General features: G+C 70.0%; 27 protein-coding genes. 9 read left to right on the forward strand and 18 right to left on the reverse strand.

What is annotated here, in order from left to right; genetic code table 11:
• Positions 1 to 74: 74 nt before the first annotated feature.
• The 4 genes from tatB to sigE form a co-directional block, all read right to left on the reverse strand.
• Positions 75 to 488, reverse strand: a complete 414-nt coding sequence (gene tatB, locus ACFXGJ_RS05870) for a Sec-independent protein translocase protein TatB (protein ID WP_378617407.1) — start codon at positions 486 to 488, stop codon at positions 75 to 77.
• A gap of 81 nt (positions 489 to 569) precedes the next feature.
• Complete coding sequence (locus ACFXGJ_RS05875) at positions 570 to 2,054, reverse strand: S1C family serine protease (RefSeq protein ID WP_378617408.1); 1,485 nt, start codon at positions 2,052 to 2,054, stop codon at positions 570 to 572.
• 82 nt (positions 2,055 to 2,136) lie between these two features.
• Positions 2,137 to 2,517: an RNA polymerase subunit sigma-70 gene (locus tag ACFXGJ_RS05880; RefSeq protein ID WP_378617409.1), complete on the reverse strand. Its 381-nt coding sequence runs from the start codon at positions 2,515 to 2,517 to the stop codon at positions 2,137 to 2,139.
• Between the two features lie 17 nt (positions 2,518 to 2,534).
• On the reverse strand, positions 2,535 to 3,161 hold the full coding sequence (sigE, locus tag ACFXGJ_RS05885; RefSeq protein ID WP_378617410.1) for an RNA polymerase sigma factor SigE: 627 nt from the start codon (positions 3,159 to 3,161) through the stop codon (positions 2,535 to 2,537).
• A 313-nt stretch (positions 3,162 to 3,474) separates the two neighbouring features.
• Here sigE and ACFXGJ_RS05890 point away from each other — a divergent pair, with 313 nt between their 5' ends.
• From ACFXGJ_RS05890 to ACFXGJ_RS05910, 5 genes are all read left to right on the forward strand, one after another.
• On the forward strand, positions 3,475 to 4,086 hold the full coding sequence (locus tag ACFXGJ_RS05890) for an O-methyltransferase (RefSeq protein ID WP_378617463.1): 612 nt from the start codon (positions 3,475 to 3,477) through the stop codon (positions 4,084 to 4,086).
• Between the two features lie 71 nt (positions 4,087 to 4,157).
• The gene (locus ACFXGJ_RS05895; protein ID WP_378617411.1) at positions 4,158 to 4,835 is read left to right on the forward strand and encodes a TetR family transcriptional regulator; all 678 of its coding nucleotides are present in this window, start codon (positions 4,158 to 4,160) and stop codon (positions 4,833 to 4,835) included.
• Between the two features lie 8 nt (positions 4,836 to 4,843).
• The gene (locus tag ACFXGJ_RS05900; protein ID WP_378617412.1) at positions 4,844 to 5,761 is read left to right on the forward strand and encodes an ATP-binding cassette domain-containing protein; all 918 of its coding nucleotides are present in this window, start codon (positions 4,844 to 4,846) and stop codon (positions 5,759 to 5,761) included.
• Positions 5,758 to 7,401 carry an ABC transporter permease gene (locus ACFXGJ_RS05905; protein ID WP_378617413.1) on the forward strand — a complete coding sequence of 548 codons (1,644 nt, stop codon included), beginning with the start codon at positions 5,758 to 5,760 and terminating at the stop codon, positions 7,399 to 7,401. Before ACFXGJ_RS05900 ends, ACFXGJ_RS05905 begins: the two co-directional genes overlap by 4 nt.
• Before the next feature lie 79 nt (positions 7,402 to 7,480).
• Complete coding sequence (locus ACFXGJ_RS05910) at positions 7,481 to 7,789, forward strand: WhiB family transcriptional regulator (RefSeq protein WP_378617414.1); 309 nt, start codon at positions 7,481 to 7,483, stop codon at positions 7,787 to 7,789.
• Positions 7,790 to 7,802: 13 nt separating this feature from the next.
• Here ACFXGJ_RS05910 and glgC read toward each other — a convergent pair whose 3' ends face one another.
• Positions 7,803 to 9,017 carry a glucose-1-phosphate adenylyltransferase gene (gene glgC / locus ACFXGJ_RS05915; RefSeq protein ID WP_378617415.1) on the reverse strand — a complete coding sequence of 405 codons (1,215 nt, stop codon included), beginning with the start codon at positions 9,015 to 9,017 and terminating at the stop codon, positions 7,803 to 7,805.
• Between the two features lie 152 nt (positions 9,018 to 9,169).
• On the opposite strand from glgC, the gene glgA reads away from it, so the two are divergent.
• Positions 9,170 to 10,351: a glycogen synthase gene (gene glgA, locus ACFXGJ_RS05920; RefSeq protein WP_378617416.1), complete on the forward strand. Its 1,182-nt coding sequence runs from the start codon at positions 9,170 to 9,172 to the stop codon at positions 10,349 to 10,351.
• On the opposite strand, the gene ACFXGJ_RS05925 is transcribed toward glgA, so the two are convergent.
• From ACFXGJ_RS05925 to ACFXGJ_RS05970, 10 genes are all read right to left on the reverse strand, one after another.
• Positions 10,315 to 11,169, reverse strand: coding sequence for a putative RNA methyltransferase (locus ACFXGJ_RS05925; RefSeq protein ID WP_378617417.1), 855 nt, complete (start codon positions 11,167 to 11,169; stop codon positions 10,315 to 10,317). The two genes, glgA and ACFXGJ_RS05925, sit on opposite strands and share 37 nt — an antisense overlap.
• A gap of 117 nt (positions 11,170 to 11,286) precedes the next feature.
• Positions 11,287 to 11,454, reverse strand: a complete 168-nt coding sequence (locus ACFXGJ_RS05930; RefSeq protein WP_003406247.1) for a DUF3117 domain-containing protein — start codon at positions 11,452 to 11,454, stop codon at positions 11,287 to 11,289.
• 163 nt (positions 11,455 to 11,617) lie between these two features.
• The gene (locus tag ACFXGJ_RS05935) at positions 11,618 to 12,199 is read right to left on the reverse strand and encodes a DNA-3-methyladenine glycosylase I (protein ID WP_378617418.1); all 582 of its coding nucleotides are present in this window, start codon (positions 12,197 to 12,199) and stop codon (positions 11,618 to 11,620) included.
• Positions 12,196 to 12,516: a DivIVA domain-containing protein gene (locus ACFXGJ_RS05940; protein WP_378617419.1), complete on the reverse strand. Its 321-nt coding sequence runs from the start codon at positions 12,514 to 12,516 to the stop codon at positions 12,196 to 12,198. Before ACFXGJ_RS05940 ends, ACFXGJ_RS05935 begins: the two co-directional genes overlap by 4 nt.
• Positions 12,517 to 12,550: 34 nt before the next feature.
• Positions 12,551 to 13,480 (reverse strand): glucosyl-3-phosphoglycerate synthase, encoded by a 930-nt coding sequence (locus tag ACFXGJ_RS05945; protein WP_378617420.1) that lies wholly within the window; start codon positions 13,478 to 13,480, stop codon positions 12,551 to 12,553.
• Positions 13,477 to 14,394 (reverse strand): dihydropteroate synthase, encoded by a 918-nt coding sequence (gene folP / locus ACFXGJ_RS05950; RefSeq protein WP_378617421.1) that lies wholly within the window; start codon positions 14,392 to 14,394, stop codon positions 13,477 to 13,479. The genes ACFXGJ_RS05945 and folP overlap by 4 nt, the downstream gene beginning before the upstream one ends.
• Before the next feature lie 32 nt (positions 14,395 to 14,426).
• Positions 14,427 to 14,975 carry a TIGR00730 family Rossman fold protein gene (locus ACFXGJ_RS05955; RefSeq protein WP_378617422.1) on the reverse strand — a complete coding sequence of 183 codons (549 nt, stop codon included), beginning with the start codon at positions 14,973 to 14,975 and terminating at the stop codon, positions 14,427 to 14,429.
• Positions 14,969 to 15,793: a TIGR00730 family Rossman fold protein gene (locus ACFXGJ_RS05960; protein WP_378617423.1), complete on the reverse strand. Its 825-nt coding sequence runs from the start codon at positions 15,791 to 15,793 to the stop codon at positions 14,969 to 14,971. Before ACFXGJ_RS05960 ends, ACFXGJ_RS05955 begins: the two co-directional genes overlap by 7 nt.
• Before the next feature lie 77 nt (positions 15,794 to 15,870).
• Positions 15,871 to 16,956: a succinyl-diaminopimelate desuccinylase gene (gene dapE / locus ACFXGJ_RS05965; RefSeq protein WP_378617464.1), complete on the reverse strand. Its 1,086-nt coding sequence runs from the start codon at positions 16,954 to 16,956 to the stop codon at positions 15,871 to 15,873.
• Between the two features lie 24 nt (positions 16,957 to 16,980).
• On the reverse strand, positions 16,981 to 17,919 hold the full coding sequence (locus ACFXGJ_RS05970) for an SMP-30/gluconolactonase/LRE family protein (RefSeq protein WP_378617424.1): 939 nt from the start codon (positions 17,917 to 17,919) through the stop codon (positions 16,981 to 16,983).
• A gap of 102 nt (positions 17,920 to 18,021) precedes the next feature.
• On the opposite strand from ACFXGJ_RS05970, the gene dapD reads away from it, so the two are divergent.
• The 3 genes from dapD (at position 18,022) to ACFXGJ_RS05985 (ending at position 21,285) form a co-directional block, all read left to right on the forward strand.
• Positions 18,022 to 18,975 carry a 2,3,4,5-tetrahydropyridine-2,6-dicarboxylate N-succinyltransferase gene (dapD, locus tag ACFXGJ_RS05975; protein ID WP_378617425.1) on the forward strand — a complete coding sequence of 318 codons (954 nt, stop codon included), beginning with the start codon at positions 18,022 to 18,024 and terminating at the stop codon, positions 18,973 to 18,975.
• 3 nt (positions 18,976 to 18,978) lie between these two features.
• The gene (locus ACFXGJ_RS05980; protein ID WP_378617426.1) at positions 18,979 to 20,376 is read left to right on the forward strand and encodes an amino acid permease; all 1,398 of its coding nucleotides are present in this window, start codon (positions 18,979 to 18,981) and stop codon (positions 20,374 to 20,376) included.
• A 99-nt stretch (positions 20,377 to 20,475) separates the two neighbouring features.
• Complete coding sequence (locus ACFXGJ_RS05985; protein ID WP_378617427.1) at positions 20,476 to 21,285, forward strand: enoyl-CoA hydratase; 810 nt, start codon at positions 20,476 to 20,478, stop codon at positions 21,283 to 21,285.
• A gap of 13 nt (positions 21,286 to 21,298) precedes the next feature.
• Here ACFXGJ_RS05985 and ACFXGJ_RS05990 read toward each other — a convergent pair whose 3' ends face one another.
• The 3 genes from ACFXGJ_RS05990 to ACFXGJ_RS06000 form a co-directional block, all read right to left on the reverse strand.
• Positions 21,299 to 21,625: a hypothetical protein gene (locus ACFXGJ_RS05990; protein WP_378617428.1), complete on the reverse strand. Its 327-nt coding sequence runs from the start codon at positions 21,623 to 21,625 to the stop codon at positions 21,299 to 21,301.
• A gap of 260 nt (positions 21,626 to 21,885) precedes the next feature.
• On the reverse strand, positions 21,886 to 22,245 hold the full coding sequence (locus ACFXGJ_RS05995) for a YrdB family protein (protein WP_378617429.1): 360 nt from the start codon (positions 22,243 to 22,245) through the stop codon (positions 21,886 to 21,888).
• Positions 22,246 to 22,253: 8 nt separating this feature from the next.
• On the reverse strand, positions 22,254 to 23,282 hold the full coding sequence (locus tag ACFXGJ_RS06000) for an NADP-dependent oxidoreductase (RefSeq protein ID WP_378617430.1): 1,029 nt from the start codon (positions 23,280 to 23,282) through the stop codon (positions 22,254 to 22,256).
• Positions 23,283 to 23,405 lie beyond the last annotated feature (123 nt).

The following is a 23,405-nucleotide window of genomic DNA, read 5'->3' on the forward strand; positions in this document are numbered from 1 at the left end:
AGCCTCGCACCGACGCATCGAGCCCCGCCGCGAAGTATCCGCGGCGGGGCTCGTTCGTCGATGGGACCGGGCCGTCAGGTGGCGTCGGCGTCGAAGGGCGGACGCTCGCCGGACTCGAGCGGCTTGGGGTCGGGTCGCGCGGTCGGCGGACGTGCGCTCCCGTTGCCGTTGCCGCTTCCGTTGACCGCCTTCGTGATGTCCAGGTCCTTGAACAGCGAGTCGTCGCCGTCGAGTAGATGCTTGGTGATCACCGTGCGCGGGGTCATCCCCCGCAATTGCTGCAGGTCGGACAGGGGCTTGCGCAGATCCTCGAACTCCGGGCCCAACTCGTCCTTGAGTTGCGCGGTGGCGCCGCCCGCGTAGTCACGCACCTGCCGCAGGGACTTGGTGACCCACGTGACGGCACCGGGAAGCCGCTCGGGTCCGAGGATAACGAGCGCCGCGACGAGGAGGACCATGAACTCGCCCCAGCCAATGTTGCCAAACACCTGACCAGACTACGTGTCTGTCAACCGCCGCGCCGCGACGAGTGCAGAATTCGGGGCGACTTCACAGCCGAGTCCGGGCATTCAGTCCGAAACCGGCGTCACCTGCACCTCGACCTCGCGCCCCGAACGGATCAACTGGACCGGAACGGACTGCCCGACGGGCTGCTGGTGAACCGCGACGACCAGTTCGTCGGCATTGGCGACGGTCCGGTCCCCCACCTTGACGATGACGTCGCCCTCGACGATGCCCGCCTGCTGCGCGGGGCTGCCTGCCTGCACGTTCGCCACCTGCGCGCCTGCGGTCTGCTCGTTGGTCACCGAACGGGCGTTGACCCCGATCTCCGAATGGTGCATCGCACCGGTGCGAATCAGTTCCTGCGCGACTCTGGTGACGTCGTCGACCGGAATCGCGAATCCGAGGCCGACCGAACCGCCGCTCTCGCTGCGGATGGCCGAGTTGATGCCGATGACGCGACCCTGGTCGTCGACGAGGGGGCCGCCCGAGTTGCCGGGGTTGATCGCCGCGTCGGTCTGCACCGCGTCGATCACCGCGTCGGTATCGGTGCCCTCTCCGCTCAGCCGCACCGGGCGGTGCAGCGCGCTGACGATGCCGCTGGTCACGGTCTTGCTGAGTCCGAGGGGTGACCCGACCGCGACGACGTCCTCCCCCACCTGCAGGTCCGCCGACTTGCCCAGCTGCGCGACCGTCAGATTGCCGACGTCGACCTTGAGCACGGCCAGGTCGGTCTTGGTGTCGCGGCCGACGATCCGGGCCTCGGCCCGGGTGCCGTCGGAGAAGACGGCACGCAAGGTGGCCTTGGCGGGATCGGTGGCGGCCAGCGACACGACGTGGTTGTTGGTGACGATGTAGCCCGCGCCGTCGACGACCACGCCCGAACCGGTGCCCGACTGGTCGCCGAGCGCGACCTGGATCGAGACCACGGACGGCAGCACCGCCTGCGCCACCTTGGCGACCTGACCGGCCTCGCGGTCACCGCCGCCGGACTGCGTCAGCTCGACCTTCTGACTGGTCAGCGCGCCGACGTTCTCCGCCGTCACGCGACCGATGATGCCGCCGACCAGTCCAATGGCGAGGGCGGCACCCACCAGGACGGCCAGGGCTCGCGGCGCGATGCGTTCACCGAACAGCACCTCGCGCACCCCGAGCTTCGCCGCCGGCGGCAGCGGGGCGGGGGGCGGTGTCCGCACGGCCGCACCGCCCAGCCGCACCGCGGAGGCGGGGTCGCGCCACGGGTCGGCGACGGCCGTGTCCGCGGGCTCGTCGGCGACGGCCGCGTCCGGGTCGCGCTGGATGGTCCCGGTCTCACCCTCGGGGCGGCCGAACGCCTCGGCCAGGACCGGGTCCGGCGGCCGGACGGACAGCGCCGGATCCGCCTCGGACCGTTCGCCGCCTGCATCCGGGGCGAAGGGCTCGCTGACCCCGGCCGGACGCGAGAACGCCGCGGCCGACGCGGCATCGACGGTGGGACGGTACAGCGGTCGCGGCGCCAGTCGCTCCGGAGTCGAGCCGTCGGGCGTGGTCGGCAGGGCGGAGTCCGAGTTCACGCGGCCGAGCACCGCTCGTAGTCGTCAGTCACGCGACCCAGTATCGCCGACGCCCGCGTGCCCGGGGCGCGCGACGCAGCATCTAACGCCGTCGGCGCCACGACGAGAGCGAATAGGAGGTGACCATCGACGAGATCGACGCCCGGCGCCTGCCGAACTGCACGTCACGGCTCGCGGGGTTCGACGGGTCGTTGCCCTCGTCGACGGGCGGGGTGCAGGTCGGGATCTGGCTCAGCAGACCCAGCAGCGAGCTGGGCATGCTGATCTCGGAGGCGCGTCGCAGCGCACCGCGGACGTGCTGCTGGGCGTCGACCGAGGCCGCACATTCCGGGCACAGCGACAGATGCTGCGCCGCCCGCAGGTAGGCGTTCATCTGCAGCTCGCCGTCGACGTACGCGGCAACCGCCTCACTGGCCAAGTGCTCGGTCGAGCTGAACTGGCGCGGTTTGCGGGCCTGCGTCATCCATCCCTCCTGCACTGTCACGCGACTGTCAACTTTCCTGTCCCCGACCGCCGGCCCTGTGCCGCGGTCAGGTGCTCTCGCAGGGCCTGCCTGCCGCGGTGGATGCGGCTGCGGACGGTGCCGAGCTTGACTCCCAGTGTGGCACCGATCTCTTCGTACGACAGACCTTCGACGTCACACAGTACGACCGCGGCGCGGAATTCCGGCGCGAGGGAGTCCAGCGCGGACTGCAGGTCCGGGTCGAGGCGGGCATCGTGGTAGATCTGCTCGGGATCGGGGCCTTCGGCGGGCACCCGCTCGTAGTCCTCCGGCAGCGCCTCCATCTTGATCCGGTTCCGGCGGCGCACCATGTCGAGGAACAGGTTGGTGGTAATCCGGTGCAGCCAGCCCTCGAAGGTTCCGGCCTGGTAGTTCGACAGCGAACGGAACACCCGGATGAACGTGTCCTGGGTGAGGTCCTCGGCGTCCTGGGCGTTACCCGACAACCGGTAGGCGAGTCGGTAGACGCGGTCGCCGTGCTCGCGGACGAGTTCGTCCCAGGACGGCATGGTCGACTGGTCTCCGCTGGCGTCGAAGGCGGCGGTGCCGCTCAGCTCGGCCGACTCGGCGACCTCGGGGCTCGTGACTGACTGGGCGTTGACCATCGAGATTGGTGGAACCTCCTGCTCGGGACAGCTGGTGGCAAGTGCGCGGACTACGTGCGCGTGTGGGGTACAACTCCCGGGTTGTCCGGATTGTTCCCTCGACGCGATCGCCGCGCCTCCCTCCGGTGCAGTCTGCGGATCTCGTGATGGCCTCAGCCTGTCGCATCGGAATGTGTGCCGAATGTGAGCAACCTGAGCGTCGCCTGAGAATGTCGGCGGAGCGCGCCCTGTGAGGGGCCCCGCAGAGCGCGCCTGGAGGCGGGCGGAGCGCGACGGCGATAACCTCGTGGTCGTGCAGACCAATGGCGACCAGATGCTGGCCCACACCGAGGACTCGGTCCTGGAGGACGACGTCCTTGTTTCCGCACGTGAACGCGCCGAAGACCTCGGCGCGGACCCGGTGCCGCCGTCGGTCGGAGCACTCCTGAGCCTGTTCACCCAGATGCTCGACGCCAAGACCGTCGTCGAGATCGGCACCGGCGCGGGCGTGAGCGGGCTGTGGCTGCTCGACGGCATGCGCGGCGACGGCGTACTCACCACCATCGACCACGAGCCCGAACACCAGCGCGCCGCCAAGGAGGCCTTCCGGGCCGGCGCCATCGCCCCGGGCCGGACCCGACTGATCAACGGCTGGGGCCTGGACGTGCTGCCGCGGCTCGCGGACAGCGCCTACGACCTGGTGTTCATCGACACCTCGCCGGACGACCACCCGCAGTACGTCGAGCAGGGCGTGCGACTGCTGCGCCCCGGCGGGGTGATCGTCCTGCACAATGCCCTGCTCGGCGGCCGGGTCGCCGATCCGGCGGCGCGGGACGCCACCACGCTCGCGGTGCGGGCGGCGGCCCGGGCGATCGCGGAGGACGAGCGGCTGACCAAGGTGCTGCTGCCGGTCGGCGACGGGCTGCTCTGCGCCTCCCGCGGCTGATCCCATCTTGACGACTCCTTGACGGGCCGAACCCTTGCCATCGCACTGAACACCCGTTTAGTGTTTTGAACATGCGTTCAGCCCTGTCCGATCGACCTGGCCCCGACCGGGACCTGACCACCCGCGCCCGCATCCGCGACGCGGCCATCACCGTCTTCGGCGAGCAGGGGTTCGCGACCGGGGTCCGCGCCGTCGCCGCGGCCGCGGGTGTGTCGCCGGGACTGGTCAACCACCACTTCGGATCCAAGGACGGCCTGCGCGCCGCATGCGACGCGCACGTCCTCGAGATCATCCGGGTGGCCAAGACCGAGTCCCTGACCCGGCCGAGCGCGGCCGGGCTGCTCCAGCAGCTCGCCGAGGTCGAGGAGTACGCGCCTCTGATCGCCTACGTCGTACGCAGCTACCAGGCGGGCGGCACGCTGGCGCAGTCGATGTTCGAGCACATCGTCGCCACCACCGAGCAGTACCTCGCGGACGGCGTGGCCGCGGGAACCCTTCGGCCGAGCCGAGATCCGGCCGCTCGGGCCCGCTACCTCACCATGCAGTCGATGGGCAGCACGCTGCTCTTCCTGCAGATGCGCGGCGAGCAGGGCGATTCGGTCGACTGGGGTCACGCGATCCGAGAACTCACCGACGAGATCATGTTCCCGGCCCTCGAGCTGTACACCGAGGGACTGTTCACCGACACCACGTTCCTCGACGCCGTCGTCGACCAGCGAGCCGAAACCACAAGCGACACAAAGAACTAGGAGAATCGATGACCGGCATCATCGAAGTCCACGACCTGCACAAGCATTTCGGGCCCGTGCGCGCACTCGACGGCCTGAACCTCGACGTCGCCGAGGGCGAGGTGCACGGCTTCCTCGGGCCGAACGGTGCGGGCAAGTCCACCACCCTCCGGGTACTGCTCGGGATTCTGCGCGCCACCTCCGGTCGCGCCCGGGTCCTCGGCCGCGACCCGTGGACCGACGCGGTCGACCTGCACCGGGACATCGCCTACGTGCCGGGCGACGTCACGCTGTGGCCGTCCCTGTCCGGCGGCGAGACCATCGACCTGCTGGGCCGAATGCGCGGCGGCATGGACGAATCCCGACGCGACGAACTCGTCGAACGCTTCGACCTGGACCCCCGCAAGAAGGCACGCACATACTCGAAGGGCAACCGGCAGAAGGTCTCGCTGGTGTCCGCCCTCTCGTCCAACGCCGGCCTGCTGCTGCTCGACGAGCCGACCTCCGGCCTGGATCCGCTGATGGAACAGGTATTCCGCGAGTGCGTCACCGAGGCGGCCGCGCGTGGCGTGACCGTGTTGCTGTCGAGCCACATCCTGTCCGAGGTGGAGGCGCTCTGCCAACGGGTCACCATCATCCGCGCCGGCAAGACCGTCGAGAGCGGCGCACTGTCGGACATGCGACATCTGAGCCGAACCTCGATCAGCGCCGAATTGCTGAGCGATCCAGGCGATCTCAGCAACCTCGAGGGCGTCGAGGACATCTCGCTCGAGAACCACACCCTGCACTGCCAGGTCGACGGCGAACACCTCGGCGCCCTGATCCGCGTCCTCGGCGACGCCGGTGTCCGCACCCTCGTCAGCAAGCCGCCGACCCTGGAGGAACTGTTCCTGCGGCACTACCAGATCGACGGACCCGAACCCACCGGGGAGAAGGTGTCGGCATGAGCACCGCCACGATCGCCGGCGGCGGACGCCGCGCCACGACTGCCACCCGCGGCGACCCGAACTTCGCCGGCACCCTGCTGCTGCTCCGCCTGGCGCTGCGCCGGGACAGGATCGTCCTGCCGCTGTGGGTACTGCTCCTCTCCCTGCCGCTGGCGTCGGTCTACGTGGGCAGCATCCAGAGCATCTACCCCTCCGAGGCGGATCGCGCGGCCTTCGCGGCCACCATCATGGGAAGCCCCGCACAGCGGGCCATGTACGGCAACATCTACAACGACAGCCTCGGCGCGGTCGGCATCTGGAAGGCCGGCATGTTCTACACGCTGATCGCGGTCGCGGTGATCCTCACCGTCATCCGGCACACCCGCGCGGAGGAGGAGTCGGGCCGGACGGAGTTGCTCGACTCGACGTCGGTCGGCCGGTACGCGGGCCTGACCGCCGCACTGTCGGTCGCGTTCGGCGCCTCGCTCCTGACCGGATTGATCGGGGCCGCAGGCCTGTTCACCACCGACGTCCCCCGCTCCGGGTCGCTGGCGTTCGGGCTCGCGCTGGCCGCCTCGGGCTTCGTGTTCACCGCCGTCGCCGCGGTCGCCGCGCAGCTCAGTGCCAGCGCCCGGGTCGCCCGCGGTATCGCCTTCGGGGTCCTCGGGACCGCGTTCGCGCTCCGCGCGGTCGGCGATGCCGGCTCGGGGGCGCTGTCGTGGCTGTCCCCGCTCGGCTGGTCACTCCAGGTCCGCCCGTACGCCGGTGACCGCTGGTGGGTGCTGCTGCTGCCGCTGGCGACGACGGTCGTGCTGACCGTGGCCGCGTACGCGCTCCTGCGCAGGCGGGACGTCGGTGCGGGGTTGATCGCCGAGCGCCTCGGCTCACCGACCGCAGCCCCCTCCCTCAACGGTCCGTTCGGGCTCTCGTGGCGGCTGCAGCGCGGCACGCTGATCGCGTCGACGATCGGGATCTGTCTGTACGCCTTGCTGATCGGCAGCGTCGTGCACGGGATCGGCGACGAGATCGGCAGCAACCAGACGGTGCTCGACATCGTCAACCGAATGGGCGGCTCGCAGGCACTGGAGGACTCGTTCGTCACCATCTCGTTCACCATGCTGGCGGTCGGCGCTGCGGCGCTTTCGATCTCGTCCGCACTCCGGCTGCACAGCGAGGAGAGCGCCGACCGCGGCGAGCTCGTCCTGTCCGGCGGGGTCGGCCGGACACGGTGGGCCTGGAGCCATGTCGTCCTCGCGATCGCGGGACCGGCGGTGGCGATGCTGGCAGCGGGACTCGTCGCCGGCATCACCTACGGCGTCGCGGCCTCGGACGTCGGTGGCACACTGCCCGGGGTGCTCGCCGCCGCGCTGGTGCAACTGCCGGCGATCTGGATGCTCACCGCCGCGGCAGTCCTGCTGTTCGGACTGGCGCCGCGCTTCGCCCCCGTGGCCTGGGGTGTGCTGGTGGCGTTCGTCGCCCTCTTCCTGCTCGGCTCGATCTCCGGTGTCCCGCAGTGGGTACTCGACCTCGAACCGTTCACCCACACACCGCGAGTACCCGGGGCCCAGTTCGAGCTCGCACCGGTGCTCTGGCTGCTCCTGATCGACGTCACGTTGATCCTGGTCGGACTGGCCGCATTCCGGCGCCGCGACCTCAGGTAGTTACCCCGAGATGGACAGTTGACCAACTTCGGGTCGCACGGCCGCCGACCGGCCGCGATCGGGGGCAGCATGGGATCTCGTGATCTACTCGAGCAACGTCCGGCCGGCGATACCGCACACGTGGACGGCCCGTGCGCTGTGCCGTGCCGAGCACCCCGATCAGATGTTCGTGCGCGGCGCCGCCCAACGCGAGGCGGCGGCCGCGTGCCGTCAGTGCCCCGTCATCGTTCAGTGCGGCGCCGAGGCCCTCGACAACAGAGTCGAATTCGGCGTGTGGGGCGGGATGACCGAGCGCCAGCGCCGAGCACTGCTCAAGCGCCACCCGAACGTCGAGTCGTGGGCCGAGCTGATGAGTTCGACCGAGCCGCTACGCGCGACCGCGGGCTAGGGCGCGACGCGCCCTAGATCCAGACGCCCTTGCCGATGGCGACGACTCCCCCGGAACTGATTGCGAACCGCTGACGGTCGCGCTCGAGGTCGACGCCGATGATCTCCCCCTCGCCGACCACAACGTTCTTGTCGAGGATGGCGCGGCGCACCACGGCGCCCTTGCCGATCCGGACGCCGGGCATCAGCACGCTGCCCTCGACGGTGGCGCCGTCGTCGACCATCACGTTGGAACTGAGCACCGAGTTGCGAACGGTCGCGGCGGAGAGGATGCAACCCGCCCCGACCACGGATTCCTGCGCCAGTCCGCCCTGCACGAACTTCGCGGGGGCCAGGTTCTCGGCCGCGCCGCGGATCGGCCAGCGCCGGTTGTAGAGGTTGAACACCGGGTGCACGGACACCAGGTCCATGTGCGCGTCGTAGAAGGCGTCGAGTGTTCCCACGTCGCGCCAGTAGCCGCGGTCCCGGTCGGTGGCACCGGGCACCACGTTGTCCTTGAAGTCGTACACCGAGGCCTCGCCCGCGGCGACCAGCGCGGGGATGATGTCGCCGCCCATGTCGTGGTCGGAGTCCGAGTTCTCCGAGTCCGCCCGAATGGCGTCGACCAGCACCTTGGTCGTGAACACGTAGTTGCCCATCGACGCGAACGTCACGTTGGGATCGTCGGGGGTTCCGGGCGGGTGCGCCGGCTTCTCCAGGAACTGGACGATCTTGCCCGACTCGTCGCTGTCGATGCACCCGAAGGCGAACGCCTCGCTGCGGGGCACCCGGATACCGGCGACGGTGACGCCCGCGCCGGAGGCGATGTGATGCTGGACCATCTGCTCGGGGTCCATCCGGTACACGTGGTCGGCGCCGAACACCACGATGTACTCGGGATCCTCGTCGTAGACCAGATTGAGCGACTGGAAGATCGCGTCGGCGCTTCCGGTGTACCAGCGCGGGCCGAGCCGCTGCTGGGCCGGGACCGGGGTGATGTACTCCCCCGCGAAACCCGACAGTCGCCAGGTCTGCGAGATGTGGCGGTCGAGGGAATGGGACTTGTACTGGGTGAGCACGCAGATCCGGAGGTAGCCGGCGTTGACCAGATTGCTGAGCACGAAGTCGATCAGCCGGTAGGCGCCGCCGAAAGGGACGGCGGGCTTGGCCCGGTCCGCAGTCAGGGGGTACAGACGCTTCCCCTCACCGCCGGCGAGCACGATTCCAAGCACATGCGGCTGGCTCCTCACCCTGCCAACCTATCGGCCGTGCCTGACCCCCGCTACCGGGACATGCCCGAGAACGGGACATGCCCGGGGTTTCGCCCGGCTCGGGACACACCCGAGGCTTCGCCCGAGGGTGAGCGGTGGCCCGAACACTGTCGGGCGGCTACCTTTAGCGCGTGCGCGTGGCGATGATGACCAGGGAGTACCCGCCGGAGATCTACGGCGGCGCCGGTGTTCACGTCACCGAGCTCGTGGCGCAGCTGGCCCGGCTCTGCGAGGTCGACGTGCACTGCATGGGCGTGCCCCGCGAGGGCGCCCTGGTGCACCAGCCCGACGCCGCGCTGGCATCGGCGAATCCCGCGCTCGCGACGCTGTCCGCGGAGCTGCGGATGGCCGCGGCCGCGGGCGGGGTCGACGTCGTCCACTCACACACCTGGTACACCGGCCTCGCCGGACATCTTGCGGGCGAACTGCACGGGGTTCCGCACGTGCTCACCGCGCACTCGCTCGAACCCCGCCGCCCGTGGAAGGCCGAGCAACTCGGTGCGGGATACCGGATCTCGTCCTGGTCCGAGGCGAACGCCGTTCGCCACGCGGATGCGATCGTCGCGGTCAGCGCCGGCATGCGGACCGACCTGCTCGACGCCTACCCGTTCGTCGATCCGAACCGGGTGCACGTGGTGCGCAACGGAATTGACACCGACGTCTGGTATCCGGAGCCCGGCGACGGCACGCCGTCGTCGGTGCTGGCTGCGCTCGGCGTCGACCCCGACGCGCCGGTCGCGGTGTTCGTCGGCCGCATCACCCGGCAGAAGGGGGTCGCCCACCTGATCGCCGCGGCCCACGACTTCGACCCGGATGTGCAACTGGTGCTGTGCGCGGGCGCACCCGACACCCCCGAGATCGCAGCGGAAACCGAGCACGCCGTCGCCGCGCTCGCCGCCGCGCGCGGCAGGGTGTTCTGGGTCCGGGAAATGCTGCCCACCGCACAGCTTCGCGAAATACTCTCCGCGGCTACGGTGTTCGTCTGCCCGTCGGTGTACGAGCCGCTGGGCATCGTGAACCTCGAGGCGATGGCGACCGAGACCGCCGTGGTGGCCTCCGACGTCGGCGGCATTCCCGAGGTCGTCGACGACGGCGTCACCGGCCGGCTCGTGCACTACAACTCCTACGAGCCGGAGGCGTTCGAGCAGGCACTGGCCGCCGCGGTCAACGACGTCTGCGCGGACCGCGGCGCGGCACGTGCGATGGGGCGGGCCGGGCGCGTCCGCGCGATCGCGGAGTTCTCCTGGGCGCAGATCGCCCGACAGACAGTGGCCGTCTACGAGGCCGCGGTCGTGGGGTACAGCGGCCGGTAGCGCGAGATCGTGACGGAGGCCGTCACGGTGGACGACTCGGGCAGTTCCTCGATGCGACGGGCCCGCGCCTGGCCGTCGAGGTGACGGGCGGACGGCCCCATCGCGACCAGGCTGTCGACGTCACTGTGCGAGAGGGCCATCTGGTACTCGACCTCGACGCGGTCGATCCGCTCGAAGTGCCCCGCCATCGCCGCCCCGAGTCGCGCGGTCTTGTTCTCGTCCACCCGCACCATTCCGAGCAACTCGACCAGCTCGCGCAGGTGCCGGTCGGTCGGCGTGAGCACCACCAGCGTGCCGTCCGGCCGCAGCACCCGGCGCAGTTCGGCCGCGTTCCTCGGCGCGAAGATCGACAGCACGTGGCTGGTCACCCGCTCACGCACCGGCAACTGGGTCCAGATGTCCGCGACCACCGACGCCGCGCGCGGATGGCTGCGGGCGAGCCTGCGGGCGGCAGCCTTCGAGACGTCCACACCGATCCCGCGGGCCGAGGGGAGGGCGTCGAGGACCGCAGCGAGGTAGTGGCCGGTGCCCGCACCCACCTCGAGCACGGCGGGCCGGTCGGACGGGTCGGCGACGCACGCGCGGGCGACCGCGTCCATGAGCGGATCGAAGTGACCGCCGTCGAGGAATCGCACTCGCGCGGCGATCATCTCGGCACTGTCCCCGGTGATCTTCGATGCCCCCGACAGCAGGCTCACGTAGCCCTGCTTGGCCATGTCGAAGCTGTGGCCGCGCCCGCATAGCAGGGTGCGGTCGGACACGTCGAGTTCGGCGCCGCAGTGCGGGCACGCGAGCAGGTCTACGACCTCGTCGAGCACGACTGCCGCACCTCCCCCGTGCGCCCCGCCCGGCGCGACAACCACAGCAAGACCCCGCCTGCCGTGACGGCGAGCGGGGCCCTGTGCACGTCGGTGATCACACCGACCGCGAGGAAGCTAACTGGTAACGCCCTTCAATTCGTCCCCCAGCGCGGCGGCTTCGTCCGGGGTCAGCTCGACCACGAGCCGACCTCCGCCCTCGAGCGGGACCCGCATGACGATTCCCCGTCCTTCTTTGGTTGCTTCGAGGGGACCGTCCCCGGTCCGGGGCTTCATGGCCGCCATTGCCTGCTCCCTCCAGATCTGCGCCGCCGTGCTCTGCGCCTAGGCTTACCGTCAGTCCCGGCTGCTTGTACCGGGTCCACCTGTGTCATTCTTCCCTATTGCAACTAGCGGCGGGTAGCTGAGTCGCCCAAAGCGCCCGTCGGACCCATCCGGCAACCGGTTTTCAGCGTCCGCGAACCCAGCAGTCGGCCAGGTGATCGTCGACCATGCCGGTGGCCTGCATCAGCGCATATGCCGTGGTGGGGCCCACGAATCGGAAGCCTCGACGCTTGAGTTCGCGTGCCATCGCGGTGGACTCGTCGGTGATCGCGGGAACCTCGGACACAGTACGGGCGCGCCGCAGCCGGGCGGGCGGGGCGAACGACCACAGCAGCGAGTCGAGGTCCGTGTCCGACATCGCGAGCACGGCGCGGGCGTTGGAGATCGACGCCTCGATCTTGGCCCGGTTCCGGATGATCCCGGGTTCGGCCAGCAGTCGCTCGACATCCTCGGCGCCGAACGCCGCGACCGCCTCCACGTCGAAGCCGGCGAAGGCCTCGCGGAAGGCCTCCCGCTTGCGGAGCACGGTGATCCACGACAATCCGGACTGGAACGCCTCGAGAGACACCCGCTCGAACAGCTCGTCCCGGCCGTGCAGCGGAGTCCCCCACTCCTGGTCGTGGTAGTCGCGGTAGAGCGTGCTGCCGTCCGTGTCCACGGCCCACGGGCAGCGCACCCTGCCGTCGTCGTACCCGGTGGTCGTCATCGCTTCTCCACCGGTCCGGGAGCCGTGGGTCGCGCCTCCCGCAACTGCGCCACCTCGGCTCGGAGCGCGTCGATCTCGGCGCCGAGCCGGTCCAGAGCCCAGTCCACCTCACTCGCCTTGTAGCCGCGCAGCGTCTGCTGGAACCTCAGCTGCTGCACGTCCGTTCCGGTGACGTCCCGGGCAGGCAGCGTGGTCGCGGTGGTTCCCGGCGGCAAGGGCTCCATCTGCTCGCCGCGTCCGAAGACCATGGACACCACCAGGAACAGCAACCCTCCGACGAGGGCCATGATCAACAGGTATAGCAACACCGTGAACATGACCCGATCCTGTCACGAGCCTCCGACACTGTGTTCAGGGACGCAGTGTGTTCATCGGCGGCCGGTCGGCCAGCGACACCTCGGTGGTCAGGGGCAGGAACGAGTCGCCGTCCGCCCTGAACTGGGTCAGCCCGGCACCCGAGTCCTCGATCCCGCAGCGGCCGAGCATGGTGCCGATGATCTGCCGGCTCATCACGCCGAGTTCGATCAGCGGTCGGTTGCGATGCTTGCGGACACCCAGATTCACCTGACCGATCGCGCTCAGCCCGAGCCGGTCGTAGGTGTCGAGCAGCAACCCGATCTCGACGCCGTAGCCGGGCGCGAACGGGACCGCCGACAGCAGCTCCCTCGTGCCCGCGTACTCGCCACCGAGCGGCTGCAGCACCGAGGTCAGTTCCGGACGCATGGCCGCCAGCAGCGGCCGCGCGACCAGTTCGGTCACCCGACCACCGCCGTTCGCGTCCTCGGTTCCGCTGACCCGCAGCGGTCGGCGGTAGTACCCCTTCACCAAGTGAATGCCGTCCACGGTGAGCAGCGGCCCGAGCAGCTTCGGCACGAACGCCGGATCCGGGTTGATCAGGTCGGCGTCCACGAATGCGATGAGGTCGCCGGTGCTCGCGGCGATCGAGCGCCACAGCACCTCACCCTTGCCCGGTACCGGTGCCAGCTCGGGGACCGCCTGCTCCCGGCTGATCACGGTCGCCCCGGCCGCTGCCGCCCGCTCGGCGGTCTCGTCGGTCGACCCGGAGTCGAGCACGATCAGCTCGTCCACCAGCCCGCCCAGCAGGGGGTGGATGGTGTCCACGACCGCGGAGACGGTCTTCTCCTCGTTCAGTGCAGGCAGCACCACCGTCACGGTGCGCCCGGCCTTGGCCGCCACCAGCTCGTCGACGGTCCAGTCCGGGTGATCCCAGCTGTTCGCCTCCGACCACAGGCGCAGCCCGCTCGCGTTCATCGTGCTCATGCCAACCCCCGTACGGTCCTGACCGGAGCTCTGGTGCCGACGATCGCGGCAACCATGTCCACCACCCGGCGGGTGGACGCCACCTCGTGGACACGGAACACGCGGGCGCCACGTGCCGCGGCCAATGCTGTCGCTGCCAATGTGCCCTCCAACCGGTCGGCGAGTTCCACCCCTAGAGTCTCCCCGACAAAGTCCTTGTTGCTCAGTGCCATCAGCACTGGCCATCCGGTCTTAACGAGATCGTCCACTCGTCGCAACAACTCGAGGCCGTGGAAGGTGTTCTTGCCGAAATCGTGGGTGGGATCGATGAGGATTGCGTCCTCCGCGACCCCCAGCACGCGGGCCCGCTCGGCCGCCGCGACGACCTCGGCGACCACGTCGGTGACCACGTCGGCGTAGCGAACCCGGTGCGGTCGCGTCCGGGGCACGGCGCCGCCGGTGTGCGAGCAGACGTATCCCGCACCGAGCTCCGCGGCCACCGCGACAAGTTCCGGATCGGCGCCGGCCCAGGTGTCGTTGATCAGGTCCGCCCCCGCGGCGCAGGCGAGCCGCGCGACGGGCCCGCGCCAGGTGTCCACCGAGATCAACAGGTCCGGATAGCGCCCGCGGATCGCCTCGACGAACGGCACCACCCGGCGGATCTCCTCGGCGGCGTCGACCTCGTCACCGGGCCCGGCCTTGACCCCGCCGATGTCGACCAGGTCCGCGCCCTCGGACACCGCGCGGTCCACGGCCGCCATCGCGGCCTCGTCGGTGAACGTCGCGCCGCGGTCGTAGAACGAGTCCGGGGTGCGATTGACGATGGCCATCACCAGGGCACGGTCGGTCGCCACGGGTCGGCCGCACAGGGTCGGCAGCGGTGCCGGCGGCAAGTCTGGTCGCTGCGCAGGCTCCGCTCCGGCGATCTCGGTCATGACTTCATAGTTGCATGCGTGGGGCGGGGCACTCACCGCATGCAGGCGTCGAGCGCAGCGCCGACGTCCGCGGTCACCACCAGCGCGTCGAGGGCCCGCTGCTGCACGAAGCCGCCCTCGCGCAGCCCGCCGAGCCATTCCAGCAGACCGGTGTAGTGACCGACCGGATCGAGCAGAACCATCGGCTTGTCGTGCATGCCCAGATACCCCGCGGTCCAGGTCTCGAACAGTTCCTCGAGCGTGCCGATTCCGCCGGGCAGCGCGATGAAGGCGTCGGCCCGGTCCTCCATGGTCTGCTTGCGCTGCCGCATGGTGTCGGTGACGATCAACTCGTCGGCGTCGGTGTCGGCGACCTCCCTGTGCACCAATGCCTTCGGGATGACGCCGATGGTGTGGGCGCCTGCCTCGCGGGCGGCCGCGGCCACCGCACCCATCATCGAGACGTTGCCGCCGCCGGAGACGAGTTGCATGCCGCGAAGACCGATCTCGGCTCCGACGCGGGCAGCGAGCTCGAGATACGAGTCGCCGACCGGGCCGGAGGCGCAGTACACGCAGACCGCGACCGGTCGCCCGGTCACCACTCCTCCTCGGTGCCCATCAGTGCCGCGGCGTCGACGCCGTGCTGGGACTCGACGACGATCCGCACGGCCTCCTCGACGCTGTCGGTCACGTGCAGCAGCTCCACGTCGGCCTCCGAGATCTTGCCGCTCACGACCAGCGTCGACTTGATCCACTCGACCAGGCCCGACCAGTACTCCGAGCCGAACAACACGATGGGGAACCGGGTGACCTTGCGGGTCTGCACCAGGGTGAGCGCCTCGAACAGTTCGTCGAGGGTGCCGAATCCGCCGGGCAGGCAGATGAATGCCTGGGAGTACTTGACGAACATGGTCTTGCGGGCGAAGAAGTAGCGGAAGTTGATGCCGAGGTCGACCCACTCGTTGAGGCCCTGCTCGAACGGCAGCTCGATGCCGAGGCCGATCGAGTAGCCGCCCGACTCGCTGGCGCCGCGGTTGGCCGCCTCCATCACGCCGGGTCCGCCGCCGGTGATGACGGCGTAGCCCGCCTCCGCGAGCGCCGCGCCGAGCGCGCGGCCCGAGTCGTACTCGGGGTGGTCCTCGGCGGTGCGCGCGGAACCGAACACGGTCACCGCGCGGGGCACCTCCGCGAGCGCGCCGAAGCCCTCGACGAACTCGCTCTGGATACGCAGCACCCGCCACGGGTCGGTGTGCACCCAGTCGGTCGGGCCGCGCTGGTCGAGCAACCGCTGGTCGGTGGTGCTGGTGTCCGCCTTGCGGTCGCGACGCAGGAGGATCGGGCCGCGATGCTTGACCGAAGCGCTGCCTCGCTTGGCGGTGCTGCGCTTCGCGGGCCGTCCGGGCGTCTTGTCGGGTGCCATGGCGGCAAGGCTAGCGGGTCGGCGCGGACTCCTCGCCCGCGCCGCGACCGCATCGTGAGGCGGTGCCGGTCGACGGTTCAGGCGCTGAGGTAGCCGCGCAGCACAGCGGTCACGTCGGCGATCTGCTGCACCGGGACGCGCTCGTCGCGCTTGTGCGCGAGATTCGGATCGCCGGGACCGTAGTTGACCGCCGGGATGCCCAGCGCGGAGAAGCGGGAGACGTCGGTCCAGCCGTACTTCGCGCGGAACTGTCCGCCCGCGGCCTCGATCAGCGCCGCCGCGGCGGGCGCCGACAGCCCGGGCAGCGCGCCGGCGGAACTGTCGGTGACCTCGAAATCGAGGCCGAGTCCGTCGACGACCTCGCGAACGTGCGCGATCGCCTGCTCGACGCTGCGGTCCGGCGCGAAGCGGAAGTTGACGTCGATCTCGGCGGCGTCAGGCACCACGTTGCCCGCCACTCCCCCGGAAATCCGGACCGCCGACAGACCCTCCCGGTAGACGCAGCCGTCGATGTCCACCGAACGCGCACGGTAGTCGGCGAGCCGCTGCAGCAGCGGCGCGAACTTGTGAATCGCGTTGTCCCCCAGCCAGGACCGTGCCGAGTGCGCGCGAACCCCGTTCGCGGTCAACCGAACCCGCAGCGTGCCCTGGCAGCCTGCCTCGATGAAGCCGCCGGACGGCTCGCCGAGCACCGCGACGTCCGCCCGCAGCCAGTCGGGAAGCTCGCGCTCGATGCGACCGAGCCCGTTGTACGTCGCGGCGATCTCCTCGCAGTCGTAGAACACCAGCGTCAGATCGTGGGCGAGGTCCGATACCGTCGCCGCGAGGTGCAGGAACACCGCGTCACCGGACTTCATGTCGACGGTTCCGCAGCCGTGCAGCACGTCCCCCTCGACCGGGTCGACCGTGCGCCTGCTGGGCACGTTGTCGGCGATCGGGACGGTGTCGAGGTGGCCGGCCAGCATGACCCGGCTGGGCAGGCCCCGGCTGGTGCGCGCGAGCACCGCGTTGCCGTTCCGGACGATCTCGAAACCGGTGGTCTGCGCGCGCAGCGCCGCCTCGACGGCGTCCGCGATCAGGGACTCGTCCTGAGACACGCTCGGGATGTCGACGAGCGCGGCGGTCAGGTCGACGGGGTCGGCGGACAGGTCCAGGCGCGGCAGTGAAGTCACCACGCCAGGGTAGGCCTAGCGGTCGAAGCCGCCCGGGATCTCGTAGATGTCGCCGTCGAAACCGGCCCGGAACAGCCGGCCCTCGGAGAACCCGCCGCTACCCCGTCCGTAGGTCAGCACGCTGGAGGCCCGGAGGCCACCGGCCAGCGCACAGAACTGGTTGGGCCCGTCCACCCGGAGGATCTCGCCGCCGACATCGGTCGGGACCACCGGCCTGCCGTGCGCGTCGAGCACCAGTCCGTCCGGCGCCGCCAGCACGTCCGCGCCGCCGAAGGTGACCAGGGACTCCGGCGCCCCGGGGCTCGCGGTCGGGATCCGGCTCACGCCGGGGTTCGTGAACGTGCGCGAGACGTAGAGGTAGCGGTCGTCCGCGCTGAGCGCGGCGCCGTTCGCGCTGGGCAGCACCGCCCAGTCCGGCTGGACGACCCCGTTCGGCAGCACCCGCCCCACCAGGGACGCGAGATCGTTGGTCGCGTAGACGGTGCCGTCGCGGGCCACCGCCAGTCCATTCGCCGCGGACAGCCCGGTCGCGAAGGGGTGCACCGCGCCGGTCGCGAGGTCGACCTTCACGATGCCTGCCGACCGCGCGATGTCGCCGACCGCGACCCGGGCGTCGCCGTAGCCGACCAGCAGAGCGCCGTCCGGAGCCCAGGCGAGCCCGCCACTCATCGCGCCGGGGACGGTCGCGATCGGCACCGCGGGCGCACCAGGGCGGTCGATCCGAAGGACTCGGGCGCTGCTCAGGTCGGTGAGGTAGAGCCGACCGAGACCGTCGACGATGGCGCCCTCGATCACCGTGCCCGGGGCGCTGCCGACCAGCACCGGCGCCTGACCTGCGCCGGGGCACACCGGCGCCGCGACCGCGGCGGGTGATCCGAGGGCGGCCACGGCCGCCGCGAACACGGCGCCCGCCGCCGCGATCCGGGTCGAGCGCACGAACTTGATCCCACGCATGGCTCCACGTCCTTCCGGCACGTCTCCACGACCCCCGCCACAGCCTTGCACGGATGCGCTCGCGTGAAGGTTCAATCGCGCGTGCCGGTACCCTGAGTGCCCGTGAGCATTCAGGGAGCATCCGCAGTCGGCATCGCAAACGTGACCACGGACGGGGTCGTCCTCGACACCTGGTACCCCGAGCCCGTGCTCGGCGAGTTCGCCGACACCGGCAGCGTCGTCCTCGACGGCGCCGACGTCCCGGCCGAGCTGGCCGCGCTGACCGGCGCCGACGACACCCGCGGCGTGCGTCAGATCGCCGTCCGCACCTCGATCGCCGACATGCAGGCCGCGCCGGTCGACGCGCACGACGCCTACCTGCGCCTCCACCTGATCTCGCACCGCCTGGTGGCGCCGCACGGCCTGAACCTCGACGGGGTCTTCGGCCTGCTCGCCAATGTCGTCTGGACCAACTTCGGACCGTGCGCGGTCGAGGGCTTCGAGCTGGTGCGCGCTCAGCTGCGCGCCCGCGGACAGGTCACCGTCTACGGGGTCGACAAGTTCCCGCGCATGGTCGACTACGTCGTCCCCTCCGGCGTCCGGATCGGCGACGCGGACCGGGTCCGGCTCGGCGCGCACCTGGCCTCCGGCACCACCGTCATGCACGAGGGCTTCGTGAACTTCAACGCCGGCACCCTGGGCAGCTCCATGGTCGAGGGCCGGATCTCCGGCGGCGTGGTCGTCGACGACGGCTCGGACGTCGGCGGCGGCGCCTCGATCATGGGCACCCTGTCCGGCGGCGGCAAGGAGGTCATCTCGGTGGGCAAGCGCTGCCTGCTGGGCGCGAACTCCGGCCTCGGCATCTCCCTCGGCGACGACTGCGTCGTCGAGGCGGGCCTGTACGTCACCGCCGGCACCAAGGTCACCGGCCCGGACGGCACCGTGGTCAAGGCCAAGGACCTCAGCGGCCAGTCCAACCTGCTCTTCCGCCGGAACTCGGTCACCGGCGGCGTCGAGGTCGTTGCGAAGGCGGGCACCGGCGTCGAGCTCAACGCCGCGCTGCACAAGAACGACTGACCGATGGCCGACGCAGTGCCGAGTACCCCCGCGAGCACCGACGAGGGCGACACCTCGCACCTCGGGCACGGGCTCAAGGTCCGCCATCTCACGATGATGGGCCTGGGCTCCGCGATCGGCGCGGGCCTGTTCCTCGGCACCGGCGTCGGCATCGCCAAGGCCGGGCCGGCGGTCCTGATCTCGTACATGATCGCCGGCCTGATCGTCATCTTCGTCATGCGCATGCTCGGCGAGATGGGGGCGGCCATCCCGGCCAGCGGATCCTTCAGCCACTACGCGCGGATCGGCATCGGCGAGTGGGCCGGATTCACGATGGGCTGGCTCTACTGGTTCATGCTCATCATGGTGCTGGGCGCCGAGATCACCGGCGCCTCGGCAATCGTGCACGGCTGGCTGCCCGGGATGCCGCAGTGGGTGATCGCGCTCGTCTTCGTCACCTTCTTCGCGGTGGTCAACCTGGCGAAGGTCAGCAACTTCGGCGAGTTCGAATTCTGGTTCGCCGCATTGAAAGTCGCCGTCATCGTCGCGTTCCTCGTGATCGGCGTCCTGCTCGTGTTCGGGATCCTGCCCGACACCGACCCGGTCGGCTTCACCAATCTGTTGGGTCAGGGCGGCTTCATGCCCAACGGCTTCGCGGGGATCGCGGCCGGACTGCTGGTGGTGGCCTTCGCCTTCGGCGGCATCGAGATCGTGACGATCGCGGCGGCCGAATCGCACGACCCCGAGCACTCGATCGCGACCGCGGTGCGCAGCGTGGTGTGGCGAATCAGCGTCTTCTACATCGGGTCCATCGCCATCATGGTGCTGGTGCTGCCGTGGAATTCCGAGCACCTGCAGAGCGGCCCGTTCGTCGCGGTGCTCAATCAGGCGCACCTCCCGTACGTCGCCGGCCTGATGGAACTGGTCGTCGTGGTGGCGCTGCTGTCCGCCTTCAACGCGAACGTGTACGGCACCTCCCGGATGGCGTTCTCGCTCGCGCGGCGCGGCGACGGTCCCGCGCTGCTGTCCAAGCTGTCCGCCACCGGGGTGCCGACCAACGCGGTGATCCTGTCGGTGTTCTTCGGATTCGTGTCGGTGCTGCTGAACTGGCTGCTGCCCGACTCGCTGCTGTCGATCCTGCTCAACGCGGTCGGCGCGGCCCTGCTGGTGATCTGGATCTTCATCGTGGTCTCCCAGCTGCGGCTGCGTCCGCGACTCGAGGCCGAGGGCGAGCTCACCGTGCGGATGTGGTGCTTCCCGTACCTGAGCTGGCTGACCCTCGCCGCCCTCGGCGCCCTGATCCTGCTGATGCTCACCGACGTGGACGCGCGCAAACAGCTGATCTCCACGGCGGTGCTCTTCCTGGTGATCACCGGACTGTCGGTGCTCAACGCGCGGCGTCGTCGTCGCGAGACGGCATAGGCTGCACACCCCGGCCCTCCGCTAGAACCTGTTACAACTTTCGCCCTTTCGACGTAGTGTCGACGGGGTCCGACCGTTGACGCAGAGCAGGAGAACACCGTGAGCTTCATCCTCGTCGAGCGACCGCGTGAGAACGTCGCGCTGGTGACCCTGAACCGCCCGGAGCGGATGAACGCCATGGCGTTCGACGTGATGGTCCCGCTCAAGGAGTCGCTCGAGGCGATCAGCAACGACAACTCGGTGCGCGCGGTGGTGCTCACCGGCGCCGGCCGCGGCTTCTGCTCGGGCGCCGACCAGGCCTCGGCGGGCAGCCCGCCGCACATCGACGGACTGACCCGACCGTCGATCGCCCTGCGCGCGATGGAGATCCTCGACGACGTGGTGCTCGCGATCCGCCGGATGCATCAGCCGGTGATCGCAGCGGTCAACGGGGCCGCGATCGGCGGCGGCTTCTGCCTCTCGCTGGCCGCGGACATTCGGCTGGCCGCCCCCGACGCGTACTTCCGCGCCGCGGGCATCAACAACGGGCTCACCGCGAGCGAGCTCGGCTTGAGCTACCTGCTGCCGCGGGCGATCGGATCGTCGCGGGCATTCGAGATCATGCTGTCGGGCCGCGACATCGACGCCGAGGAGGCCGAGCGAATCGGTCTGGTCTCGCGTCTGGTGCCCGACGAGGACCTGCTCGAGGAGTCCTTCACGCTGGCCGAACGGATCGCCGCGTTCTCGCGGCCCGGTGTCGAGCTCACCAAGCGAACCCTGTGGTCGAGCCTGGACGCCTCCTCGATGGCGCAGCACATGAACCAGGAAGGCCTCGGCCAGTTGATGATCCGGCTGATGACCGACAACTTCGAGGAGGCCACGCTGGCCCGGCGCGAGAAGCGGGACCCGGTCTTCCGGGACATGCGCTAGCGGCGGGCGGCCGCTAGCGCAGGCAGGCCAAGGCGTCGTCGAGCGAGTCCACGGTGTCGAGTCGGGACCGTTCCCGCTGGTCGTCGCGGAACTGCTGCAACGCCGGCCGGCCGTCGACCACCACACAGTCCACCGCGGCCGAACGCAGCCGCATGCCGATCTCGTTCACCGTTCCCACGACCCGGGAATCGACTGCGCCGATCGCCTCGATGTCCAGGATCACCGCCCGCACCCCCGTTCGATCCGCCTCCTCGACGACCATCCGGTACACCGCGACCGCAACCTCGTCGTCACGCAACGGCGGCATCCCGACCACGAGACAGCCCGACAGTTCCACCATCGGCACATCCGGATTCACAGCATCCCCCCATATCGGTCCCTCATGTCACTCGGCGTCCCCCGACCCCAGACACCTTCACCACTACACCCTGGTCAAGTGTCCAGGACCCACGTTAGGCGAAGCCGGCGGCAGGGAGCGACGCCGGGTGGCCGAACGGCGTCGCGCCCTGGTCGTGGGTCCCGCTCTCGCCGTACTTGACATGCCGCACAGTGCCGTTGGTGTCGATCAGCGACGGCGCGGGCCAGAAGCTGTTGCGGCAGTTACGGCGTGCGGAGTTCCCGACGGCACAGCTCCCCGAACACCAACGCGGACACCAGGAAGAAGACCGCACCGACCGGCCAGCCGAGGAAGGTTCCGGCGACCGCCCCGGTCACGGCGAACAGCGCGAGCTGGGCGTACAGCCGGATCGGGTTGCGCAGCCGTCGACGGGAGGTCGGCGCCATCCACACCGACCAGATTGCCGCCGCCACCACGGGCAGGGCGATCGCCGCGACCACCCGCCACAGCAGCGATTCGGTGGACTCCGCGCCCGCGAGGACGAGCAGGGTGAGCATCGCGAGCTCGCACAGGAACGCCACGACGTCGAGGGCACCGACTCGGGCCTGCGGTTGGTGACTCACGAGCCCGGTCACCCCTCGGCCGCCTTCACCAGGAGTTTGCCGAAATTCTTGCCCCGCAGCAGTCCGATGAACGCCTCGGGAGCGTTGGCCAGCCCGTCGACGACGTCCTCGCGGTAGCCGACCTTGCCGTCGCGAATCCAGCCCGACATGTCCAGCATGAAGTCCGCGAACGACTCCTTGACGAACTCGGACTGGATGAAGCCGCGCACGGTCAGGCTCTTGGTGAGGATGCGGCTCATCAACGCCGGGGCCCGGTCCGGGCCGGGCGGCGCCGAGGTGAGGTTGTAGTTCGCGATCAACCCGCACACCGGCACCCGGGCGTAGGTGTTGAGCAGCGGCAGAACCGCATCCCACACCTTGCCGCCGACGTTCTCGAAGTACACGTCGATTCCGTCGGGCACCGCGGCGGCCAACTGGTCCGCGAAATCGGCCGCGCGGTGGTCGATCGCGGCATCGAAGCCGAGCTCGCGCAGGTAGGCGCACTTCTCGGGGCCGCCCGCGATTCCGACCGCGCGGGCGCCCTTGATCCGGGCGATCTGACCGACCGCCGACCCGACCGGTCCGGTCGCCGCGGCCACCACGACCGTCTCGCCCGGCCGCGGCTTGCCGATCCGGAGCAGTCCGGCGTACGCGGTGAATCCGGGCATGCCGAGCACCCCGAGCGCCGTTTCCACCGGCGCGACGCTCGGGTCGATCTTGCGGACGTGATTCGCGTCCGCGACCGAATGGCTCTGCCAGCCCGAAAAGGACAGCACCACATCGCCGCTGGCGTAGCCGGGGTCCCGTGACTCGAGCACGGTGCAGACGGTGCCCCCGACCATGACGTCGCCTATCGCGACCGGGTCGGCGTACGACTCGGCGTCGCTCATCCGGCCGCGCATGTAGGGATCCAACGACAGGTAACGGGTCTCGAGCAGCAACTGTCCCTCGCCCGGCACGGGCATCGGCGCGGACTCGATCCGGAAATCGGACTGCTGGGGCTCGCCCACGGGGCGCGAAGCGAGCACGATGCGGGTGTTCTCTGCAGGCTGGCTCATATTTGTCGAGGCTAGTCCCGAATCATGGGAAAAGTCCTGAGGAACGAGCGTTCGTCGGGCGCAGCCGCCGAACCGTGACCGCACCGTGAACTCTCGGCGAACCGTGATCGTGCGGCGCGCTCT

Origin of the sequence: Rhodococcus sp. NPDC059234 (assembly GCF_042754225.1) — a bacterium.
In the GTDB taxonomy this organism is placed as follows: Bacteria; Actinomycetota; Actinomycetes; order Mycobacteriales; family Mycobacteriaceae; genus Rhodococcus_G.

Excerpts from the sequence above, each read along its gene's own strand:
- ACFXGJ_RS05880 (WP_378617409.1), bottom strand. The coding sequence starts at position 2,517 with ATGACGCAGGCCCGCAAACCGCGCCAGTTCAGCTCGACCGAGCACTTG.
- sigE (WP_378617410.1), bottom strand. The coding sequence starts at position 3,161 with ATGGTCAACGCCCAGTCAGTCACGAGCCCCGAGGTCGCCGAGTCGGCC.
- ACFXGJ_RS05890 (WP_378617463.1), top strand. The coding sequence starts at position 3,475 with ATGCTGGCCCACACCGAGGACTCGGTCCTGGAGGACGACGTCCTTGTT.
- ACFXGJ_RS05895 (WP_378617411.1), top strand. The coding sequence starts at position 4,158 with ATGCGTTCAGCCCTGTCCGATCGACCTGGCCCCGACCGGGACCTGACC.
- ACFXGJ_RS05900 (WP_378617412.1), top strand. The coding sequence starts at position 4,844 with ATGACCGGCATCATCGAAGTCCACGACCTGCACAAGCATTTCGGGCCC.
- ACFXGJ_RS05905 (WP_378617413.1), top strand. The coding sequence starts at position 5,758 with ATGAGCACCGCCACGATCGCCGGCGGCGGACGCCGCGCCACGACTGCC.
- ACFXGJ_RS05930 (WP_003406247.1), bottom strand. The coding sequence starts at position 11,454 with ATGGCGGCCATGAAGCCCCGGACCGGGGACGGTCCCCTCGAAGCAACC.
- ACFXGJ_RS05935 (WP_378617418.1), bottom strand. The coding sequence starts at position 12,199 with ATGACGACCACCGGGTACGACGACGGCAGGGTGCGCTGCCCGTGGGCC.
- ACFXGJ_RS05940 (WP_378617419.1), bottom strand. The coding sequence starts at position 12,516 with ATGTTCACGGTGTTGCTATACCTGTTGATCATGGCCCTCGTCGGAGGG.
- ACFXGJ_RS05945 (WP_378617420.1), bottom strand. The coding sequence starts at position 13,480 with ATGAGCACGATGAACGCGAGCGGGCTGCGCCTGTGGTCGGAGGCGAAC.
- folP (WP_378617421.1), bottom strand. The coding sequence starts at position 14,394 with ATGACCGAGATCGCCGGAGCGGAGCCTGCGCAGCGACCAGACTTGCCG.
- ACFXGJ_RS05960 (WP_378617423.1), bottom strand. The coding sequence starts at position 15,793 with ATGGCACCCGACAAGACGCCCGGACGGCCCGCGAAGCGCAGCACCGCC.
- ACFXGJ_RS05970 (WP_378617424.1), bottom strand. The coding sequence starts at position 17,919 with ATGCGTGGGATCAAGTTCGTGCGCTCGACCCGGATCGCGGCGGCGGGC.
- ACFXGJ_RS05980 (WP_378617426.1), top strand. The coding sequence starts at position 18,979 with ATGGCCGACGCAGTGCCGAGTACCCCCGCGAGCACCGACGAGGGCGAC.
- ACFXGJ_RS05990 (WP_378617428.1), bottom strand. The coding sequence starts at position 21,625 with ATGGTGGAACTGTCGGGCTGTCTCGTGGTCGGGATGCCGCCGTTGCGT.
- ACFXGJ_RS06000 (WP_378617430.1), bottom strand. The coding sequence starts at position 23,282 with ATGAGCCAGCCTGCAGAGAACACCCGCATCGTGCTCGCTTCGCGCCCC.